This is a genomic window from Streptomyces sp. WAC 06738, from assembly GCF_003945505.1.
In the GTDB taxonomy this organism is placed as follows: Bacteria; Actinomycetota; Actinomycetes; order Streptomycetales; family Streptomycetaceae; genus Streptomyces.
In genome coordinates this window covers 5,922,452-5,940,610 of the sequence record NZ_CP029618.1, presented here as the reverse complement: position 1 = coordinate 5,940,610, position 18,159 = coordinate 5,922,452, and the positions used below count along the sequence as shown (strand labels likewise).

General features: G+C 71.4%; 15 protein-coding genes, 1 tRNA gene and 1 pseudogene. 3 read left to right on the top strand and 14 right to left on the bottom strand.

The window, feature by feature from the left end:
• Positions 1–7: 7 nt before the first annotated feature.
• The 10 genes from prfA to DMB38_RS26195 form a co-directional block, all read right to left on the bottom strand.
• Positions 8–1,096, bottom strand: a complete 1,089-nt coding sequence (prfA, locus tag DMB38_RS26240; protein WP_125937223.1) for a peptide chain release factor 1 — start codon at positions 1,094–1,096, stop codon at positions 8–10.
• Between the two features lie 144 nt (positions 1,097–1,240).
• Complete coding sequence (gene rpmE / locus DMB38_RS26235) at positions 1,241–1,462, bottom strand: 50S ribosomal protein L31 (protein WP_047018142.1); 222 nt, start codon at positions 1,460–1,462, stop codon at positions 1,241–1,243.
• A gap of 221 nt (positions 1,463–1,683) precedes the next feature.
• Positions 1,684–2,832 carry an LCP family protein gene (locus tag DMB38_RS26230; RefSeq protein ID WP_125937222.1) on the bottom strand — a complete coding sequence of 383 codons (1,149 nt, stop codon included), beginning with the start codon at positions 2,830–2,832 and terminating at the stop codon, positions 1,684–1,686.
• A gap of 207 nt (positions 2,833–3,039) precedes the next feature.
• Positions 3,040–5,025, bottom strand: coding sequence for a transcription termination factor Rho (gene rho / locus DMB38_RS26225; protein ID WP_125937221.1), 1,986 nt, complete (start codon positions 5,023–5,025; stop codon positions 3,040–3,042).
• A 548-nt stretch (positions 5,026–5,573) separates the two neighbouring features.
• Complete coding sequence (gene thrB, locus DMB38_RS26220; protein WP_047018139.1) at positions 5,574–6,545, bottom strand: homoserine kinase; 972 nt, start codon at positions 6,543–6,545, stop codon at positions 5,574–5,576.
• Between the two features lie 419 nt (positions 6,546–6,964).
• A complete protein-coding gene (gene thrC / locus DMB38_RS26215) occupies positions 6,965–8,029 on the bottom strand; it encodes a threonine synthase (RefSeq protein ID WP_125939288.1) in 1,065 nt (354 codons plus the stop codon).
• A gap of 36 nt (positions 8,030–8,065) precedes the next feature.
• Positions 8,066–9,358 carry a homoserine dehydrogenase gene (locus tag DMB38_RS26210; RefSeq protein WP_125937220.1) on the bottom strand — a complete coding sequence of 431 codons (1,293 nt, stop codon included), beginning with the start codon at positions 9,356–9,358 and terminating at the stop codon, positions 8,066–8,068.
• 144 nt (positions 9,359–9,502) lie between these two features.
• Complete coding sequence (lysA, locus tag DMB38_RS26205) at positions 9,503–10,891, bottom strand: diaminopimelate decarboxylase (RefSeq protein ID WP_125937219.1); 1,389 nt, start codon at positions 10,889–10,891, stop codon at positions 9,503–9,505.
• 70 nt (positions 10,892–10,961) lie between these two features.
• A complete protein-coding gene (locus tag DMB38_RS26200; protein ID WP_125937218.1) occupies positions 10,962–11,990 on the bottom strand; it encodes a DALR anticodon-binding domain-containing protein in 1,029 nt (342 codons plus the stop codon).
• A 63-nt stretch (positions 11,991–12,053) separates the two neighbouring features.
• Entirely contained in the window at positions 12,054–12,506 is a 453-nt protein-coding gene (locus DMB38_RS26195) for a response regulator (RefSeq protein WP_047018133.1), read from the bottom strand.
• 163 nt (positions 12,507–12,669) lie between these two features.
• On the opposite strand from DMB38_RS26195, the gene DMB38_RS26190 reads away from it, so the two are divergent.
• Positions 12,670–12,741, top strand: a tRNA-Arg gene (locus DMB38_RS26190).
• A gap of 308 nt (positions 12,742–13,049) precedes the next feature.
• Complete coding sequence (locus tag DMB38_RS26185; protein WP_125937217.1) at positions 13,050–13,286, top strand: hypothetical protein; 237 nt, start codon at positions 13,050–13,052, stop codon at positions 13,284–13,286.
• A 396-nt stretch (positions 13,287–13,682) separates the two neighbouring features.
• Here DMB38_RS26185 and DMB38_RS37715 read toward each other — a convergent pair.
• The 4 genes and pseudogenes from DMB38_RS37715 to DMB38_RS26165 all read right to left on the bottom strand — a co-directional run.
• Positions 13,683–14,117: pseudogene (locus tag DMB38_RS37715) on the bottom strand (recombinase family protein); the annotation flags it as partial.
• A gap of 600 nt (positions 14,118–14,717) precedes the next feature.
• On the bottom strand, positions 14,718–14,972 hold the full coding sequence (locus DMB38_RS26175; RefSeq protein ID WP_125937216.1) for a hypothetical protein: 255 nt from the start codon (positions 14,970–14,972) through the stop codon (positions 14,718–14,720).
• Positions 14,969–15,943: a DNA methyltransferase gene (locus DMB38_RS26170; protein ID WP_240662480.1), complete on the bottom strand. Its 975-nt coding sequence runs from the start codon at positions 15,941–15,943 to the stop codon at positions 14,969–14,971. Before DMB38_RS26170 ends, DMB38_RS26175 begins: the two co-directional genes overlap by 4 nt.
• A 20-nt stretch (positions 15,944–15,963) precedes the next feature.
• On the bottom strand, positions 15,964–16,617 hold the full coding sequence (locus DMB38_RS26165) for a hypothetical protein (RefSeq protein WP_125937215.1): 654 nt from the start codon (positions 16,615–16,617) through the stop codon (positions 15,964–15,966).
• A 469-nt stretch (positions 16,618–17,086) separates the two neighbouring features.
• On the opposite strand from DMB38_RS26165, the gene DMB38_RS26160 reads away from it, so the two are divergent.
• Entirely contained in the window at positions 17,087–17,872 is a 786-nt protein-coding gene (locus DMB38_RS26160; protein WP_125937214.1) for a hypothetical protein, read from the top strand.
• Positions 17,873–18,159: the final 287 nt, after the last annotated feature.

The following is an 18,159-nucleotide window of genomic DNA, read 5'->3' as shown; positions in this document are numbered from 1 at the left end:
GCGGTGCTCAGCCCGCGTCCGCGAGCTTGGCCGCGGCGTCCGCGTCCACGCATGCCTGGATCACCGCGTCCAGCTCCCCGTCGAGCACCTGGTCCAGGTTGTACGCCTTGAACCCGACCCGGTGGTCGGAGATGCGGTTCTCCGGGAAGTTGTACGTGCGGATGCGCTCCGAGCGGTCCACGGTACGCACCTGGCTGCGGCGCGCGTCCGCCGCCTCCTTCTCCGCCTCCTCCTGCGCCTCGGCGAGCAGCCTCGCCCGCAGGATACGCATCGCCTGCTCCCTGTTCTGAAGCTGGCTCTTCTCGTTCTGGCAGGAGACCACGATGCCGGTGGGCAGGTGCGTGATGCGTACCGCGGAGTCCGTCGTGTTGACGGACTGCCCGCCGGGGCCCGAGGAGCGGTAGACGTCGATGCGGAGGTCGCCCGGGCCGATCTCGACCTCGTCGACGTCCTCGGCCTCGGGCAGCACCAGCACGCCGGCGGCGGAGGTGTGGATCCGGCCCTGCGATTCGGTGGCCGGCACCCGCTGCACGCGGTGCACGCCGCCCTCGTACTTCAGCCGCGCCCACACGCCCTGGCCGGGCTCGGCGGCCCCCTGACCGGCGCCGCCCTTGAGCTTCACCGAGACGGAGACGTCCTTGTAGCCGCCGAGGTCGGACTCGTTGGCGTCGAGCAGCTCCGTCTTCCAGCCCTGCCGCTCGGCGTAGCGCAGGTACATCCGCAGCAGGTCGCCGGCGAAGAGCGCCGACTCCTCGCCGCCCTCGCCCGCCTTGACCTCCAGGATGACGTTCTTGTCGTCGCTGGGATCGCGCGGTACGAGCAGCAGCCGCAGCCGCTCCGTGAGCTCCTCGCGCTCCCGCTCCAGGCTCTTGGCCTCGGCGGCGAAGTCCGGGTCCTCCGCGGCCAGCTCGCGGGCCGCCGCGGCGTCCTCGCCGGCCCGCTCCCAGGCGCGGTAGGCGGCGATGATCGGGGTCAGCTCGGCGTAGCGCTTGTTGAGCCGGGTGGCGCGGCGCTGGTCGGCGTGCACGCCGGGGTCGGCGAGCTGCCGCTCGAGGGTGGCGTGCTCGCCGATGAGATCCTTGACGACCTCGAACATCGTGGGGCGCTCCGTAGGGGGAAGTAGCAGGACCAGGCGCGGGCGGCCGGGCGGGAGGCAGAGTGCCGGCCGCACGGGACGAAAAACGTGCGCCGGCCCGGTCCGCCCCTCTTCGGGGCGGCCGGCCCGGCGCACGCGGACGGGCTACTTCTTCGCCGCGGCCTGCTTGCCGAAGCGGGCCTCGAAGCGGGCCACGCGGCCACCGGTGTCGAGGATCTTCTGCTTGCCCGTGTAGAACGGGTGGCACGCGGAGCAGATGTCCGCGCGGATGGTGCCGGAGGTGACGGTGCTCCGGGTGGTGAAGGAGTTGCCACAGGTACAGCTCACCGTGGTCTCCACGTACTCCGGGTGGATGTCGCGCTTCAAGGGATTCTCCTAGGTTCGGGAGGGCTCCGGGTCGATCGGCGGGATGCGTCACGTGAACCGGGGCCGACGTACCAGTCTACGAGGACCGGTCGTGCTCGCCAAAACGGGTCCCGGGCCCGCTTTATTCCACGCCGGACGCCGCGGGCGGCGGCGCCCCGGCGGCCGCCGGGGCGCGGTACGGAGCCGGCAGAGGCGGGTCCGGGGGCGCTCACGCTCCGGGGTCAGTCCGCCGCCGCCTGTGCACCGCCGCCGGGCGCGACCTCCTCCAGGCCGTCGCCGGGGGCCGGCGGGGCGGCGACCACGTCGCGCTCCCCCTGTCCGCCCGCATCCCCCTTCAGCGCGGACTTCGGTATCGGCCGGTCCTCCCGCAGCGCCTTCCAGACCTGCGCGGCCTCCTTCTCCTTCGGCACCACGCGGTTGCTGTCCTGCTTGTCGGCCGTCACCGGCAGGGTGACCATCCGCATGTCGTTCGGGCCTATGTCGCCCAGGCTCTCGGCCAGCCGGCGCAGCTTGTTCACCGTGCCGAGACCGTCGTCCGTGGTGATCGACTTGGTGGCGGTGTCGGCGAGCCCGATGAGCTTGCCGGGGCTGGTGTGCAGGTCGACCTGGCCGACCTGCTGCACCAGCGCCTTGACGAACACCTGCTGCAGCTCTATCCGGCCCAGGTCGCTGCCGTCGCCGACGCCCTTGCGGGTACGGACCAGGCCGAGCGCCTCCTCGCCGTCCAGGGTGTGCGTGCCGGCCTTGAGGTCGAGGTGGCTGTCGGGGTCGTCGATGTCCTGGCGGGTGGTGATCTCCACCCCGCCGAGTTGGTCGATGAGCCGCTTGAAGCCGCTGAAGTCGACCTCGACGAAGTGGTCCATGCGCACCCCGGTCATCTTCTCCACGGTCTTGACCGTGCAGGCCGGGCCGCCGACGGAATACGACTCGTTGAACATCGCGCGCTTCGCGGCGGGGGCGGTGTCCCCGTCGTCGCGGCTGCACTCGGGGCGGTCGACGAGGGTGTCGCGGGGGATGCTGACGACGCTGGCGCGCTTCCGGTCCTCGTAGACGTGCACGATCATCGCGGTGTCGGAGCGGGCGCCGCCGCCGTCGCGGCCGTATTTCGCGTTGTCGCCGGCCCGGGAGTCGGAGCCGAGGACGAGGATGTCCGTGGAGCCGTTCGGCAGGTCCTCCGGCCGGTCGCCGCCGAGCTTGGCGTCGAGGTCGACGCTGGTCAGATTGCCGTTGAGACGAAAGTAGAGGTACGTGAAGCCGGCCCCGCCGAGGACCATCACCCCGACGAGCGTCCAGACCGCCACGAGCACCGCCTTGCGGCGGCGGCCGCGCGGCCGGTGGCCGGGATCCCCGTCGTCGTACGGTTCCGTCATCGGCTCCTCACCTCAGCCGCTCAGGTCCCTGGTTTGCCGCGGGTAAATCCGAACTTTTCCCCACATTCCCCGACAGGGATCACCTAAAAGGGTTACACACGTACTGCTGAACGCGCAAAAGCCTCCCCTCGTTCCAAGGGGAGGCTTTTGCCTACGAAAACTGTCCGACCTGCACCGGTTCGCGTGGAACCGGCGCCGGGTTGCGCGTCAGTCGCCGTTGGGCGTGGGCGTGGTCTTCTGGATCTGGAGCAGGAACTCCGCGTTGCTCTTGGTCTGCTTCATCTTGTCCAGCAGCAGCTCCATGGCCTGCTGCTGGTCCAGCGCGTGCAGCACCCGGCGGAGCTTCCAGACGATGGCCAGCTCGTCGCTGCCCATCAGGATCTCCTCCTTGCGGGTACCGGAGGCGTCCACGTCGACCGCGGGGAAGATCCGCTTGTCCGAGAGCTTCCGGTCGAGCCGCAGCTCCATGTTGCCGGTGCCCTTGAACTCCTCGAAGATCACCTCGTCCATCCGCGAGCCGGTCTCGACCAGCGCGGTGGCCAGGATGGTCAGCGAGCCGCCGTCCTCGATGTTGCGCGCGGCGCCGAAGAACTTCTTCGGCGGGTAGAGCGCCGTGGAGTCCACACCGCCGGAGAGGATGCGGCCGGAGGCGGGCGCCGCCAGGTTGTACGCGCGGCCGAGCCGGGTGATCGAGTCGAGGAGCACGACGACGTCGTGGCCCAGCTCGACGAGCCGCTTGGCCCGCTCGATGGAGAGCTCGGCGACGGTGGTGTGGTCCTCCGCCGGGCGGTCGAAGGTCGAGGAGATGACCTCGCCCTTCACCGACCGCTGCATGTCGGTGACCTCCTCGGGCCGCTCGTCGACGAGGACGACCATGAGGTGGCACTCGGGGTTGTTCGTGGTGATCGCGTTGGCGATCGACTGCAGGATCATGGTCTTGCCGGTCTTCGGCGGCGCCACGATCAGCCCGCGCTGCCCCTTGCCGATGGGCGAGACCAGGTCGATGATCCGCGGCGTCAGCGCGCCCGGGTCGCTCTCCAGGCGGAGCCTGTCCTGCGGGTAGAGCGGCGTGAGCTTGCCGAACTCCGCCCGGCCGCGGCTCTGTTCGGGACCCTGGCCGTTGACCGAGTCGAGCCGGACGAGCGCGTTGAACTTCTCCCGGCGCTCACCGTCGCGCGGCTGGCGCACCGCGCCCGTAACGTGGTCGCCCTTGCGCAGGCCGTTCTTGCGCACCTGGGCCAGCGAGACGTACACGTCGTTGGGGCCCGGCAGGTAGCCGGAGGTGCGGACGAAGGCGTAGTTGTCGAGGATGTCGAGGATGCCCGCGACCGGGATCAGGACGTCGTCCTCGGCGATCTGCGGCTCGCTGTAGTCCTCGCGGCCGCCCCGGCGCCCGCGGCGGTCGCGGTAGCGGCCCCTGCGGCCGCGCCGGCCGCCGTCGAAGTCGTCGTCCTGCTGCTGTTGCTGCTGCCGGCCGCCGCCCTGGTTCTGCTGGCCGCCGCCACCGCCCTGGCCGCCGCCGTCGTCGCCCTTGTTGCGGCGGTTCTGCCGGTCGCGGCGCCCGCCGCCCTGCCGGTCGCCGCCGCCCTGGCGGTCGCCCTTCTGCCGGCCGCCGTCGCCGGACTGCTTGGCGTCGCCGCCCTTCTCGCCGGACTTCTCGGCCTTCTCGGCCTTCTCCGCCTTGTCGGCCCGGTCGGCCTTCTCGCCGCCGTTCTGCTCGGCACCGGCGTCCTGCACCTTGACGGGCTGGCCGGGAATGTCGATCCGCGAGTCGCCGTCGTCGCCGCGGCCGTCGCCCTCGGCCTGCTCGGCCGCGTCGGTACGGGCCCGGGAGGTGGCCCGGCGCTTCGGCCGCGCCGCGCCGCCGTCGGCCTGCGCGTCCTTGCCCGCCTTGTCGGCGGCCTTCTCCGCCTTGGCCTCGGCGGGCTTGCCGCCGTCGGCGCCCTGCCTCTCCTTGATCACCTCGATGAGCTGGCTCTTGCGCATCCGAGCGGTGCCCCGGATCCCGAGGCCGGATGCGATCTGCTGGAGCTCCGCCAGGACCATGCCCTCCAGGCCGGCGCCGCGACGGCGCCTGGTCGAACCGGCGGTGGTTGCGGGAGCTCCCCCAGTCTCCTGCTGGGAGGCACCCCCAGAAGCTGGGCTGGCGGCGTTCTCTGCGTTGACGCCCATCAGATCGGTGGTGTCGCTCACGAAGGGTCCTTCCCTGGAGCGGTGCGTCGGCCTGTCTGGCTCGGCGACCGGTCGTGCTCTCCGGCTGCGGCCCGTGCGTTTGCGTCCGCGGGTCCGCGTCGGTGCGGTGGTCCGCCGTACGGCGGTGAAGACTGTGCAGGGTCGGCATGCTGGTGGCGCGAGGCACTCCGGTGGGTGTCACGCACGACAGCGGTGCCGATTCGGGAGCGTCACTGCACCGGCAGGCTGCTCAGGCAATGTGGAAGGCTCCCGGAAGAAAGGCTGCCCCGGTGGGGAATTCCCCTTGTGGGACCTGCCCCCGGGCCCTGCGGCCCGGAGAGACCCCAGCACACAGCACGGCCGTGTGGAACCTACGACTGAAGTGCGCTGGTGCTGCCTTGAGGTTAACACTATCGGATCCTGCAGACATTCCCCCTCTCCCGGCGCCGGGAGGCCGGTTCCGTGTTGTGCGGCCAGTGGTACGGGTCGTCGTGCGCGGGCCGTCCGCGCGGGCCGCTGACCTGCGCGATGTGCCCGCGTACGGCGCGTGGCACGGCCGCCGCGGCCCGTCAGGCCAGCGGCAGCACGCTCGCCCCCTCCCGGTCGAGGGCCAGCCGGTTGGCGGCCCAGCCCTCGCCCGCCGAACGGGCGACCTTCTCGGCCGCGCCGTCCTCGGCGAACGCCAGCACCGTCGGCCCCGCGCCGGAGATCACCGCGGGCACGCCGTCCGCGCGCAGCCGCGCCACCAGCGCCGTGCTCTCCGGCATCGCCGGCGCCCGGTAGTCCTGGTGCAGCCGGTCCTCGGTGGCGGTGAGCAGCAGCTCGGGACGCCTGGTCAGGGCCTCGACGAAGAGCGCCGCGCGGGCGGCGGTGAGCGCCGCGTCCGCGTGCGGCACCGTACGGGGCAGCAGGCCGCGGGCCTCCGCGGTGGAGAGCGGGTTGCCGGGCACGAAGACCACCGGGACCACGCCCCCGGCGGGCTCCAGCCGGATGGCCCGTACCGCCGCGGGAGCGTCCCCGGGGGCCGTGCCCGCGCCGCCCGTGCCGTCGTCCGTCCAGGCCAGGGTGAACCCGCCGAGCAGACAGGCCGCGACGTTGTCGGGGTGGCCCTCCAACTCCGTCGCCAGCTCCAGCAGCGCCGCCCGCTCGGGGGCGTCCAGGACGCCGGAACGCTCGGCGCCGCCTATCGTCACCGCCCGCGCCGCGATGATGCCGGCGCAGATCGCCGCGGCCGAGGAACCGAGCCCGCGGCCGTGCGGAATGCGGTTGGCGCACACCACCTCGAGGCCGCGCGGCTGGCCGCCCAGCGCCTCGAAGGCGCTGCGCATGGCCCGTACGAGCAGGTGGGACTCGTCCCGCGGCAGGTTCTCCGCGCCCTCGCCGGCGATGTCGACGTGCAGCCCGGACTCGGCGACCCGGACGACCACGTCGTCGTACAGCCCGAGGGCGAGGCCGAACGTGTCGAAGCCGGGGCCGAGGTTGGCGCTGGTCGCCGGCACGCGGACGCGTACGGGCGCGGCGCGGAAGGCTGGACCGGCCATCGCTTGCGTGACTCTCCTTGTGACTCTCACCCGGTCTCCCGGGCGGTGGGGGAAATCAGCTCGGTTACGACTCTGCCCGACCGGCGCCCCCGCGGCATGGCGTGCGCGCGCGGACGGGCGGTGCGGACGGCATACGGAAGGGGGTGCCCGGGACACTCGACCGGCGGGCTCAACGCCAGCTTATCGAAGGTGGGTTCCCCTGCGACATAGGGCGCACAGGAGGCGCTCGATGCGCGGCCCGCGCACGTCCCCGGCGCGCGGCGGAAGAGCCGGTACGGCGCGCGCTCCCGGCCCCGGCCGTACGCACGTCCGCCCAGGCCGGACGGGCTGCCGCCGGTGCCGTACGCCGGTGCGCCCGTGCCGTACGCGGGTACGCCGGCCGGTACGCGGACCGGTACGCGGGCCGCGGGACGCCCCGGTCAGGCCAGCCCCAGCCGCTCCGCCGCCCGGTCCGCGTCGACCGGCACGGCGACGGGCTGCGGGGCACCGGCGACCGCCCAGTCGGGGTCCTTCAGGCCGTTGCCGGTGACCGTGCAGACGATCCGCTGCCCCGGGTCGACCCGGCCCTGCTCGGCCGCCTGCAGCAGCCCCGCGACGCTCGCCGCCGAGGCCGGCTCGACGAACACGCCCTCCTCCGCGGCCAGCAGCTTGTACGCCCGCAGGATCTGCCGGTCCGTGACCGCCTCGATGTGCCCGCCGGACTCGTCGCGCGCCCGCTCGGCCAGCTCCCACGAGGCGGGGTTGCCGATGCGGATGGCGGTGGCCAGCGTGCTCGGGTCCTTCACCGGCTCGCCGTGCACGATCGGCGCCGCGCCCGCCGCCTGGTAGCCCCACATCCGGGGGGTGTGCGTGGCGAGACCGTCCCCGTGGTACTCGCGGTAGCCCTTCCAGTACGAGGTGATGTTCCCGGCGTTGCCGACGGGCAGGACGTGGATGTCGGGGGCGTCCCCGAGCGCGTCCACGACCTCGAAGGCGGCGGTCTTCTGGCCCTCGATCCGCACCGGGTTGACGGAGTTCACCAGCGCCACCGGGTACTGCTCGCTGAGCGCGCGCGCCAGCGTCAGGCAGTCGTCGAAGTTGCCGTCGACCTGGAGGATGCGCGCGCCGTGCACGAGCGCCTGGCCCATCTTGCCCAGCGCGATCTTGCCCTGCGGCACCAGCACGGCGCAGGTCAGCCCGGCCCGTACCGCATAGGCGGCCGCGGAGGCCGACGTGTTGCCGGTCGAGGCGCAGATGACGGCCTGGGCGCCGGACTCCTTGGCTACCGAGATCGCCATCGTCATGCCGCGGTCCTTGAAGGACCCGGTGGGGTTGGCGCCCTCCACCTTCAGGTGGACGTCGCACCCGGTGCGCGCGGAGAGCACCTGGGCCGGCACCAGCGGGGTCCCGCCCTCCCGGAGCGTCACCACCGGAGTCTCCGCGGTGACCGGCAGCCGGTCGCGGTACTCCTCGATGACGCCCCGCCACTGGCGGGTGCCGGACATTCGCGGTTCGTCGATCACTGCGTCCATTTCCTTACGTCACTCCCCTTCGACCCGCATGGTGCTCGCCACGCCGCGGACGGTCTCCAGCCGCCGGAGCGCCTCGACCGTCGCGGCCAGCGCGGCGTCCGTCGCCCGGTGCGTGACCACCACGAGCGACGCCTCGCCGTCCTTGCCCTGCTGCCTGACCGTGTCGATGGACACGTCGTGCTCGGCGAAGACCGCGGCCACGTGCGCGAGCACGCCCGCCCGGTCGGCCACGTCCAGGCTGATGTGGTACCGCGTCACGACGCCGTCGGGCGGCGCCACCGGCAGTTGCGCGTACGCGCTCTCCCCGGGACCGCTGCCGCCGCTCAGCCGGTGCCTGCCGACCGCGACCAGGTCGCCGAGCACGGCGCTCGCGGTCGGCGCGCCGCCGGCGCCAGGACCGTAGAACATGAGCTGCCCGGCGGCGCTGGCCTCGACGAAGACGGCGTTGTACGCCTCGCGCACGGAGGCCAGCGGGTGGGTCCTGGGGATCATCGCAGGGTGCACCCGCGCGGTGACGGACGTGCCGTCGGGCGTGCGCTCGCAGATGGCGAGCAGCTTGACCGTACAGCCCATGCGGGTCGCGGACGCCATGTCGGCGGCGGTGATCTCGGTGATCCCCTGCCGGTGCACGTCGTCGAGGCGGACCCGGGTGTGGAAGGCGATGCCGGCGAGGATCGCGGCCTTGGCGGCGGCGTCGTAGCCCTCGACGTCGGCGGTGGGATCGGCCTCGGCATAGCCGAGCGCGGTGGCCTCCTCCAGCGCCTCGGCGTAGCCGGCGCCGGAGGTGTCCATGCGGTCGAGGATGAAGTTGGTGGTGCCGTTGAGGATGCCGAGCACGCGGTTGACCTTGTCGCCTGCCAGCGACTCCCGCAGCGGGCGGACCAGCGGGATGGCGCCGGCGACGGCGGCCTCGTAGTAGAGGTCGACGCCCTGCCGGGCGGCGGCGGCGTGCAGGCTGGGGCCGTCCTCGGCGAGGAGGGCCTTGTTGCCCGTGACGACGCTGGCGCCGTGCTCGAAGGCGGTGGTGATGAGCGTACGGGCCGGCTCCAGGCCGCCGATCAGTTCGACGACGATGTCGATGTCGCCGCGTTTGACCAGCGCCGTGGCGTCCGTGGTGACGAGCTCGTCCGGGATCCCGGGCCGCGCCACCCCGGCGCGCCGCACCGCGACGCCCGCCAGCTCGACCGGGGCGCCGATCCGGGCGGCGAGGTCGGCGGCGTTCGCCGTCATGATGCGCGCGACCTCGGAGCCGACGGACCCGCAGCCCAGGAGCGCCACCTTCAGCGGACGCCTCTCGCTCATACGACCTCGTTCCTCGTTCCTCACGTGCACCGATGGGGCCGGTTCCAGTCTCACGCAGCGGCGGGCGATTGCGAGGCCCTGTCCGGATGGCGAGACGTACCGTTTAAGTCCTGAGATATGCCTGAGATATGACCGCGCTGCCGCTCAGCCCACGTCGAGCCGCAGCAGGTCCTCCTCCGTTTCGCGGCGCACGATCTCCCGCGCGGCGCCGTCCGCCACGGCCACCACGGGCGGGCGCAGCACGTGGTTGTAGTTGCTCGCCATGGCGCGGCAGTACGCCCCGGTGGCGGGCACCGCGAGCAGGTCGCCGGCCGCGAGGTCCGCCGGGAGGTAGGCGTCGCGTACGACGATGTCGCCGGACTCGCAGTGCTTGCCGACGACGCGGGCGAGCATCGGCTCCGCGGTGGACGCGCGGGAGGCCAGCGCCACCGAGTACTCGGCGTCGTAGAGCGCGGTGCGGATGTTGTCCGACATGCCGCCGTCCACGCTCACGTACGTGCGCAGCCCCGCCAGCTCCTTGACCGTGCCGACCTCGTAGAGCGTGAACGCCGTGGGGCCGACGATCGCGCGGCCCGGCTCGACGGAGAGCCGCGGCATGGCGAGACCGGCGGCGGTGCACTCGCGGGAGACGATGTCGCGCAGGGCCTTGGCGATCTCGTGCGGCTCGCGGGGGTCGTCCTCGGGCGTGTACGCGATGCCGAGGCCGCCGCCGAGGTCGATCTCGGGCAGCTCCACCCCGTGCTCGTCGCGGATCTCGGTGAGCAGCCCGACGACGCGGCGGGCGGAGACCTCGAAGCCGGCCATGTCGAAGATCTGCGAACCGATGTGGCTGTGGATGCCGACCAGTTCCAGGGAGTCGAGCTTCAGCACCCGCCGCACCGCCTCGGCCGCCTGTCCTTCGGCGAGCGCGAGGCCGAACTTCTGGTCCTCGTGGGCGGTGGCGATGAACTCGTGCGTGTGCGCCTCGACGCCGACCGTCACCCGGATCTGCACCCGCTGGCGCTTCCCGAGCCGCTCGGCGATGTGCGCGACGCGGACGATCTCCTGGAACGAGTCGAGCACGATCCGCCCGACGCCGGCCCCGACGGCCCGCTCGATCTCGGCGGGGCTCTTGTTGTTGCCGTGCATCGCGATCCGCTCGGCGGGCATCCCGGCGGCCAGCGCGGTCGCCAGCTCGCCGCCGGAGCACACATCGAGGTTGAGCCCCTCCTCGCGCAGCCAGCGGACGACGGCGCGGGAGAGGAACGCCTTGCCGGCGTAGAAGACGTCGGCGTCCTCGAAGGCGTCGGTCCAGGCGCGGCAGCGGGCGCGGAAGTCGTCCTCGTCGAGGAAGTAGGCGGGGGTGCCGAACTCCTCGGCGAGCCGGGTCACGGGCAGCCCGCCCACGGTGACGACGCCGTCGGCGCCGCGGGCGACGGTGCGGGCCCAGACGCGGGAGTCGAGGTCGTTGAGGTCGGCGGGCGGTGCGGCGTAGTGCCCTTCGGGCAGCACGTCGCCGTGCCGGGGGCCGGCGGGGTGGGCGGATCGGCTCACGGCGGGGTACTCCTTCGGTGGTGCGGGGTGTTCGCAGGTGGCTGTCGGGTGGCTGGGCGGTGGCTGTGGCTCAGAGGTGCCGGGGGGCCCGGATCCCGAGCAGGGTGAGCCCGTTGCGCAGGGCGACGCCGGCGGCGGCGGCCCGGCGCAGCCGGGCCCGGTGCACGGCGGTGGGCTCCTCGTCGCCGCTGGGCAGGGCGGGGTGGGCCGCCTCGGCACCGAGGAAGGCGCCGGCCAGGACGTCGAGGTGCCGGGCGAGCCGGTCGGGCGCGCGGCGGCGGGCGGCGGTCTCCACGACGGCGGGGAGCTCGCCGATGGCGGCGAGGAGGACGCCGTCGGAGCGAGTGTGCCGTACGGGGGCGGCGGGGGGCGCGGCGGGTGGTCCGTCGGCGCGGGTGCCGGTGCGGGTGTCGATCCGGAGCGCGGCGGCGGCGCGGGCGAGGGCGGCGGTACGGGAGTGGGCGTACTGGATACGGAAGAGGGGGTTGGCCTCGCGGCGGAGGAGCAGCTCGGGCGCGAGGCGGGGCCGCTGCCGGGCGGGGGCACGCAGGAAGGCCCACCGCAGCACGTCGGGGGGAAGCTCTCCGAGACCGCGACCGGCCCCGGCTCCGGTCGGGGCGGCGACACCCGTCACCCGTACGAGATCCCCCTGCTCGCCGAGGGAGGCACCGGCGGCGAGGAGGAGCCGCCGGAGGGAGTCGGCGAGGACGAGGGCCCGGGGATGCTCGTCGGCGACGAGCCGGAAGGAGCGCCCGCGGAGGAAGTCGCCGTGCCCGAAGGAATCACCCGCGGCGAGGGCGTCCTCGACGGGATCGCCTTCATGCAGAAGGGTGATGTTGAGGAACCCGGGCCCGGTGACGGTCACGGCGGCGATGCCGGGCTGGACGGCGAGCCGGTCGCGGAGCAGGGCGGCGACGTCGAGGGGGTCGCGGCCGGCGGCGCGGGCGAGCTGGAGGGCGGCGTTGGTGGCGTAGTCCCCGGACCCGCCAGGCCGCGGCCGCTCCACGACGACGCGCGCCGGCACGGGTGCGCCGAACTCACCCACCGCGGCGGATCGCACCGTACGCAGGACGGTGCCGGTGAGCTCTGCGGGGTCCACGGGACCAGCGTACGAGAGGGACGGGGTGGGAAGGCGAACCCTTTTACCGGACTCGTCCCCGGCTCAGCACACCGGGGACCCGGCGGGCTCCGCGTCATCGGCGGCATCCCCGGCGACGCCCCCGCCGACCCGCTGCGAGGCCCGCCGCGCGGCGAGCCGCCGCACGACCCGTACGAGATCGACCGGCTCGAAGGGCTTGGCCACGAACGCATCCACCCCGGCCGCCCGCCCCGCCTCGGCCTCCAGCTCACTGCACCCGCTGACCACCGCTATCGGCAGCCCCCGCGTCCGCGGATCGGCCCGCAACCGGGCCGCGGTCCGCAGCCCGTCGAGCCGGGGCATGACGATGTCGAGCGTCACCACATCGGGACGCACCCGATGGACGGCTTCCAGACACTCGGCACCATCGGCCGCGGTCACGACCTCGAAACCTTCAAGTTCGAGATTGACCCTGATCAACTGCCGGATCACCTTGTTGTCATCGACGACAAGGACCCGACCGGACAAGCCAGGCACATGGGAAAGGGTAGGCGCGCCCGCCCCCCTACGTCCGGCTTTTGGACACTTCCGCCCCTGACCAGCACACACACCCCGCCCCCACCCCCAAAACCCCGTACCCGACCACCCCCGCGAAGCTGGTAGGGTTCTACCCGTCACCGCACCACCACGCGGCGGACACGCCCCCGTAGCTCAGGGGATAGAGCAACGGCCTCCGGAGCCGTGTGCGCAGGTTCGAATCCTGCCGGGGGCACCCAGAACATGGGAACGGAATGGGGCGTCATCGCCCGATTTGCAGCTCTGGGTGCCACGATCATTCGAAGCTTCTTCGACGTGGCTCTGCGGCTCTTCGCGCCCCGTCCGAAGCTCATGTGCGAGATCCGTCAGCTCGTGAACCAGATGGCCTGGGATGACGACCCTGAGCCTGACGTCCTCTCGGGTCCGGCTGTAGTGAACCTCCAGACCAAAGGCTTCGTAGAGCTGGCGTTGTTTCTCTTCGGGGGCCTTGGTTACGTCCACGTTCAACATCGGTAGGGTGTCAAGCAGGGCAGCATCGCTGACTTGGCTGGAGGGCTCGGGTGCACCCATCCGGTCAAGTTGGTCGGAGAGCGCTTTCCGCTGCCTCCCCAGGTTCGTGTGTTCCTTCCGGACGCCGTCACGGAACGCCTTCTCAAGATCGGGATCTGGTTCTCCACCGGGCACTTCGCTATCGATGCCCTCCGCAAGGGTCTGAATCAGACGGTCCTGGCGGCTGCCGATGGCAGCAATGGCTTGCTCCAGCGCGTCTCGCTCGTCTGACTCTCGTTCAGACGCACCTCGGGACTTTGGTGCGGATTCAAGAGCCGCATTTAGGTGGACATGTCGATTGGGGCCGAAGACGCGTGTAGCGAAGAAGTCAGACACGGATTCGAGCAGGATCTCCTCTCGGATCCATAGGCTCTTGGGATGCGCGGCGAACCAAGATCTGTCTCGGTGCTCGTTCGTATCCAACTCGCAGGCGTAGTACGGGATCCGATGTCGGGTCTTGCCGAACATACGCCGCTCACACAGATCACAGACGACATACGAACGCAGGACGTAGGAGCGTTTGGCGGCTGGGTGCCGATTTACACCGCAGGCAGTGCGCGAGCCTTGGCGTTTGCGGGGCATGGCGGAAACAGCGTCGAACAACTCGCGAGTGACCAGCGGCTCGTGAGTGGGCTGGGGCGACCACACCCAGTCCTTGGGATCGTTGTTGCGTCCCCCCTTTTTGGTCGCACGGCGGTTCCAGACTTGGTAACCGGTGTACTTGGGGTTCATCAGAATCTCACGCACGGCGGACCCACTCCAGCGTCCGAGCGCAGCCTGGGCTCTTGTGGGCGCCGGGGGCGGGTGTGCTACCCGGTCAAGGTTGAGCTGGTCAGCGATAGCGTCGTAACCGAGCCTAGCCAGGCCGCGGAGTTGGAAGATTTTGGTTACTGCCGGGCCCCGGGCGGGATCGGGGATGAGTCGGTGTTTGGTGCGGCCTTCAGCGCGCCGGGCAGGAACGGGGTGAGGGACCTTTTCGGCTAGGTATCCGTACGGCGGCTTTCCGGTGTTCCAGCCTTGTTGAGTGTGCTCGACGAAGCCGTCCCAGGAAAGCTCCAGCATCTGGAGTACGTACCATTCAGATACCGCTTGCTTGACACGTCGCGTGAGGGTTGGCGTGGCTCGCTTGGCGTGGCGCCCGGTGACAATGGGCTCGTCAGCAGCACATAGGGCGACTCCAGTTTGCTCAAGCTCGTACTCGATTTTAGTTCCGAAGTAGGTGCGCCGGGCGACCCGCTCGATGGACTCACAGATGACGGCTGCGAAGCGGCGATCGGGTCGCTGGGCCTCTTCTAGAAGGTCCGAGATGCCCCCGTCCCGGGGGATGGAGATGTTGAAGTTCCGGTGGGCGAGGGAACGACCCCGCTCATCCAACTCTTTGCGTCCGGACTCCACGTCGTAGAAGTGGGCGACAATGACCCAGCCGGGTGGCAAGGCAGCTCTGGCATTGCGGAGCTGCCGCGGTAGGGACAGGGTCGGGTCCTGTGAGTCCTCCGTGGATGTGCGCCCGAGCCAAGCGACCGGGACGCTGACGGGCGGCGCGCCCGGTGCTGGGGCATTGCTGGTGGACCAGGGCCGGTCCGCCATCGGAGGTGACCAGGTCGTGCTAGATGGGTTCTCCGGCATATGCGCGCTTCCCTCCTGGGACCTGGGCGCCGGGACTCATCCGCGTTGCTCACGCCGGTGGGCGTATATCCACTCCAGCACCTCGCGGATCGCAGCCCCTTGGCGCTGGGCCACAGCCTCGGCGTCCTTGCCATCAACGACGATGTACTCCACGATCACCGGCTGCCGATCCGCCGAGCAGGGCAGTTCTTGGCGCGTGCCGGTATCCGGCGACCATGGACGCTCCGCCTCGGTGAGCTTGTCAAGACCGTGATCTTGGGTGTTGACGCGGGGGTGCTGTGGGCCAGTCACTCCTCGTGCCGCCCGACGGTGGGGCCACACAAAGGTCGGCATCCCTCAGCACAGGTACGTGAGCGGAACCCCTCGGTGGCGCTCCCTTGCCGCGGGCGTGTAGCGGTGGCTGCGGTCGGGCAAGCGTGACGTCCGGGGCGGGTGAAGGCCAAGACGTCCTCGTGCTGGACGACGGCGAGTGGGATGCCCTGGCGGCGGGCGTCTTGGACATTCTTCATCTGGAAGAACGAGGGGCGGGTGATCAGGCGGCTGTCGCGGATGCCAGCGAGGAGGGCAACGCAGCGTTCGGTGGGGATGAGTCCGGCGGCCTGGCCGGCGGCCAGGACGGCGGACGGTAGGTCGATGAGTTCGCCGCGTTCGCGCCAGGGGCGGGTGGTGACGACCACGGTGCCGCCGGGGCGTAGGAGGTGTCGGCACTGGGTGAGGATCTGGGTGAAGGCTTCCAGGAGCTGGTCGGTGGAGACGTGGGCGAGGTTGGAGGGGTCGTGGCTGTAGCGGTAGTCCTTCTTGAGCACTCCTCGTTTGCCGGTCTCGCGGGTGGAGCGGACTTGCCCGTGCACCGAGTGCCCGTAGGGCGGCGAGGTGATGACGAGGTCGACCTCGCCATGGTGCTCGGCGTGGATGAGCTGGGTGAGTCGGCGGGCGTCGCCGCAACGCACATCACCAGAGCCTCTGCCGCCTTGGTGGGTGGCGTAGGCGACGTTGCGGCGGGCGAGGTTGGCCCACTTGGATTCGTACTCGACGCCGAGGGCGTGCCTGCCGAGGTGGATCGCTTCGACGAGGGTGGTGCCGATGCCGCACATCGGATCCAGGACCCGGTCGCCGGGGCGGGTGTAGGTGGCGATCGCGTGGGCGGCGACGCACGGGAGCATCTTGGCGGGGTGGACGGCCGAGCCGGACACGTAGCGGTTCTTGCGCTGCTGCGGGGCGGAGGTGGGTGCGGTGTTCCACACCGAGAGAGGGGAAGGCACGAGCGTTCTCCTTGGCTGGTCTAGGCGTGGCGGATCGCGGACAGGGCGATCAGGTCGCAGTGCGCGACGCCTGGTGAGGTGTCGGCGGGGAGGGCGGGTGCCAGTCGGTCGCCGGCCGGGTGGCCGTAGGCGACCACGATGTGCTGGAGGTAGCGGAATCCGGCGGTGCGGGCGGATGCGATCAGGGTGCCGAGCGGGTCGGTGAGTCGGCCAGCGTCCCGACGCTGGCGGGTGGCCAGCAGCAGAAGACCGTCCGTGGGCAGGAGCCGGTGGGCCCGGTGGAAGAAGCCGGGCCAGCCGTCTCCGGCTGCGCCGTGTACCTCGCTTCCGCCGAGGGCCAGATCTGCGGTGGCAGCAGTGGGGATGGCGTCGGGGTGGAGCTCGGCCAGGAGGATGGACATGTCTGCGCTGTCCCCGTCGTCAGCCGGGGTGGTGAAGGGCGTGGTGGGGATCCGGGCGTCCATACCGGGTGCCGTGTCCCGGATCGCGATCTTGAGCAGGTGAGCAGGCTGGTGGGCGGGGCGGTCGACGAAGTCGGTGCGGATCTTGTCGATTGCCCAGGCGGGCAGTACGGCGCCGGGGATCGGACGAGCCGGGTCGTCCGGGCCGGGGAGCCAGATGGTCGTCGGCAGCGGCCGAGAGGTACGGGAGCGGGGAGCGGTGGGGTTCGGCATGCGATGAGCGGCGCCCGGGACGGAGGGGTCCGGCCGTACTCGTGCTGACGTGGCTAATAGAGACTCGCCGGTTGATCTTTGCCATCGCGTTGCGACTGTTCGATCCCCTCGACAGCGACTCTGCGCGCGCCGAGTGACTCCCGGCTCTCCTTGTCGTGAACCGTATTTGTGCACTTCGTTGTGGGTGCGAGCCAGTCGTATGCCACCTGCGAGCCACCCGCGAACCACTTCGGCGAACCCCCCAGCGAGTGGCGCAGAGGAGTGTTGAGAATTTCTGTGTTCGATTCACTTTGCTCCGTCTGAGGCGTCACTCCAGACCATCGAGGGTGAACCAGGGCAGGGCTGTCGCACATGCCGGGCAACTCGGTCGGCGGTGACGCGGCACTGGCTTGCGGGTGGGCCGGTGGTGGCACGGGGCCTTGGGAGGTGTGGCGGCGGAAGTTGTCCACGTCGTCACAGGAGATGCGCCATGCACCACCACCAAGCTCACCGTCCCGCGCCCCGTTCGCACGACAGCCTTCGTTCCCCGCTCGGGGAGCTGGAGCAAGCGTTCCTCGCCCTCGCCCGGGGAATCGAGCCGCTCACCTTCCCCGCGCACCTGGTATGCGACGACCCTGACCGTGCGGCATGGACGGTCGACCAGGTACGCACGCACCTGGCACACCCCTCCACCCGAGCCGAGCTGCGCGAGCAGACGTGGCGTGAGGTGGTCCGGCGTGCTCGCGATCTGGGTGAGCCGTGGGGCGTGGTCGCTGTGGCCATGACCGTTCCGGTGCTGCGCCGGATGCTCGCCCGGCTGCCCCGCCCCGCCCACATGGAGCGCGCTGAAGTCGAGCAGGAGGCCCTGGCCGCCGTCGCTGTAGCCCTGCGCACGGTGGATCTGCGCTCGGAGCGGCTGGATAGGGAGCTCTTCAACGCAGCCGACCGGGCCGTGCACCGAGTGGTGTACGCCGCACATCGCCGCGCGAACCGCGAGGCCGGCCCGGCAACAGCGCGCCTCGACCTCCTGTGCGCCTCGCCGCAGGCGGACCCGGATGAGGCGGTGGACGAGTTCACGGTGCTCGCCCAAGCCGTAAAGGCCCGGGTGGTCGACGTGGCCGAGGCACGGCTGATCGCCCGCACCCGCCTCGGCGGCGAGCCCATGAGCCTCCTTGCGGCCGAGCGCGGAGTGAGTGTGCGTCAGCTCTACCGGCACCGCAACGCAGCGGAGCAGCACTTGGCCGCGCATCTGCGGAACCGGCTACAGGAGGTGTAGGGCGTCCGAACGGGGGATCTCCGGCGGCGGGATGTCAATTCACGCCACCGGCATCTCTATTCACGGTGAACAGCGGCCCGGTCCGTGAGTCGGACCAGGCCGCCCGTTCCGGTCCGGGGCATCGGCCGACGTCCCGGACCGGAATGCCGCCTGGTGCGGGGTGAGCACGACCGTCTCGTGCTGACACCCGAGAACCCATCCCGCCGCATCCCGTAGGGAGGCCGGCTCCCGGGCCCAGGGTTCTGCTCACCCCGCTCCTGCTGCCCCCATGCCCCGGCCAGGGGCGC

What these genes read in the sequence shown, in the direction of transcription:
- thrC (WP_125939288.1), bottom strand. Translation starts at nt 8,029, where the DNA reads ATGTCCGGCACCCGCCAGTGGCGGGGCGTCATCGAGGAGTACCGCGAC.
- DMB38_RS26165 (WP_125937215.1), bottom strand. Translation starts at nt 16,617, where the DNA reads ATGCCGAACCCCACCGCTCCCCGCTCCCGTACCTCTCGGCCGCTGCCG.
- thrB (WP_047018139.1), bottom strand. Translation starts at nt 6,545, where the DNA reads ATGGCCGGTCCAGCCTTCCGCGCCGCGCCCGTACGCGTCCGCGTGCCG.
- DMB38_RS26160 (WP_125937214.1), top strand. Translation starts at nt 17,087, where the DNA reads ATGCACCACCACCAAGCTCACCGTCCCGCGCCCCGTTCGCACGACAGC.
- prfA (WP_125937223.1), bottom strand. Translation starts at nt 1,096, where the DNA reads ATGTTCGAGGTCGTCAAGGATCTCATCGGCGAGCACGCCACCCTCGAG.
- DMB38_RS26210 (WP_125937220.1), bottom strand. Translation starts at nt 9,358, where the DNA reads ATGAGCGAGAGGCGTCCGCTGAAGGTGGCGCTCCTGGGCTGCGGGTCC.
- DMB38_RS26230 (WP_125937222.1), bottom strand. Translation starts at nt 2,832, where the DNA reads ATGACGGAACCGTACGACGACGGGGATCCCGGCCACCGGCCGCGCGGC.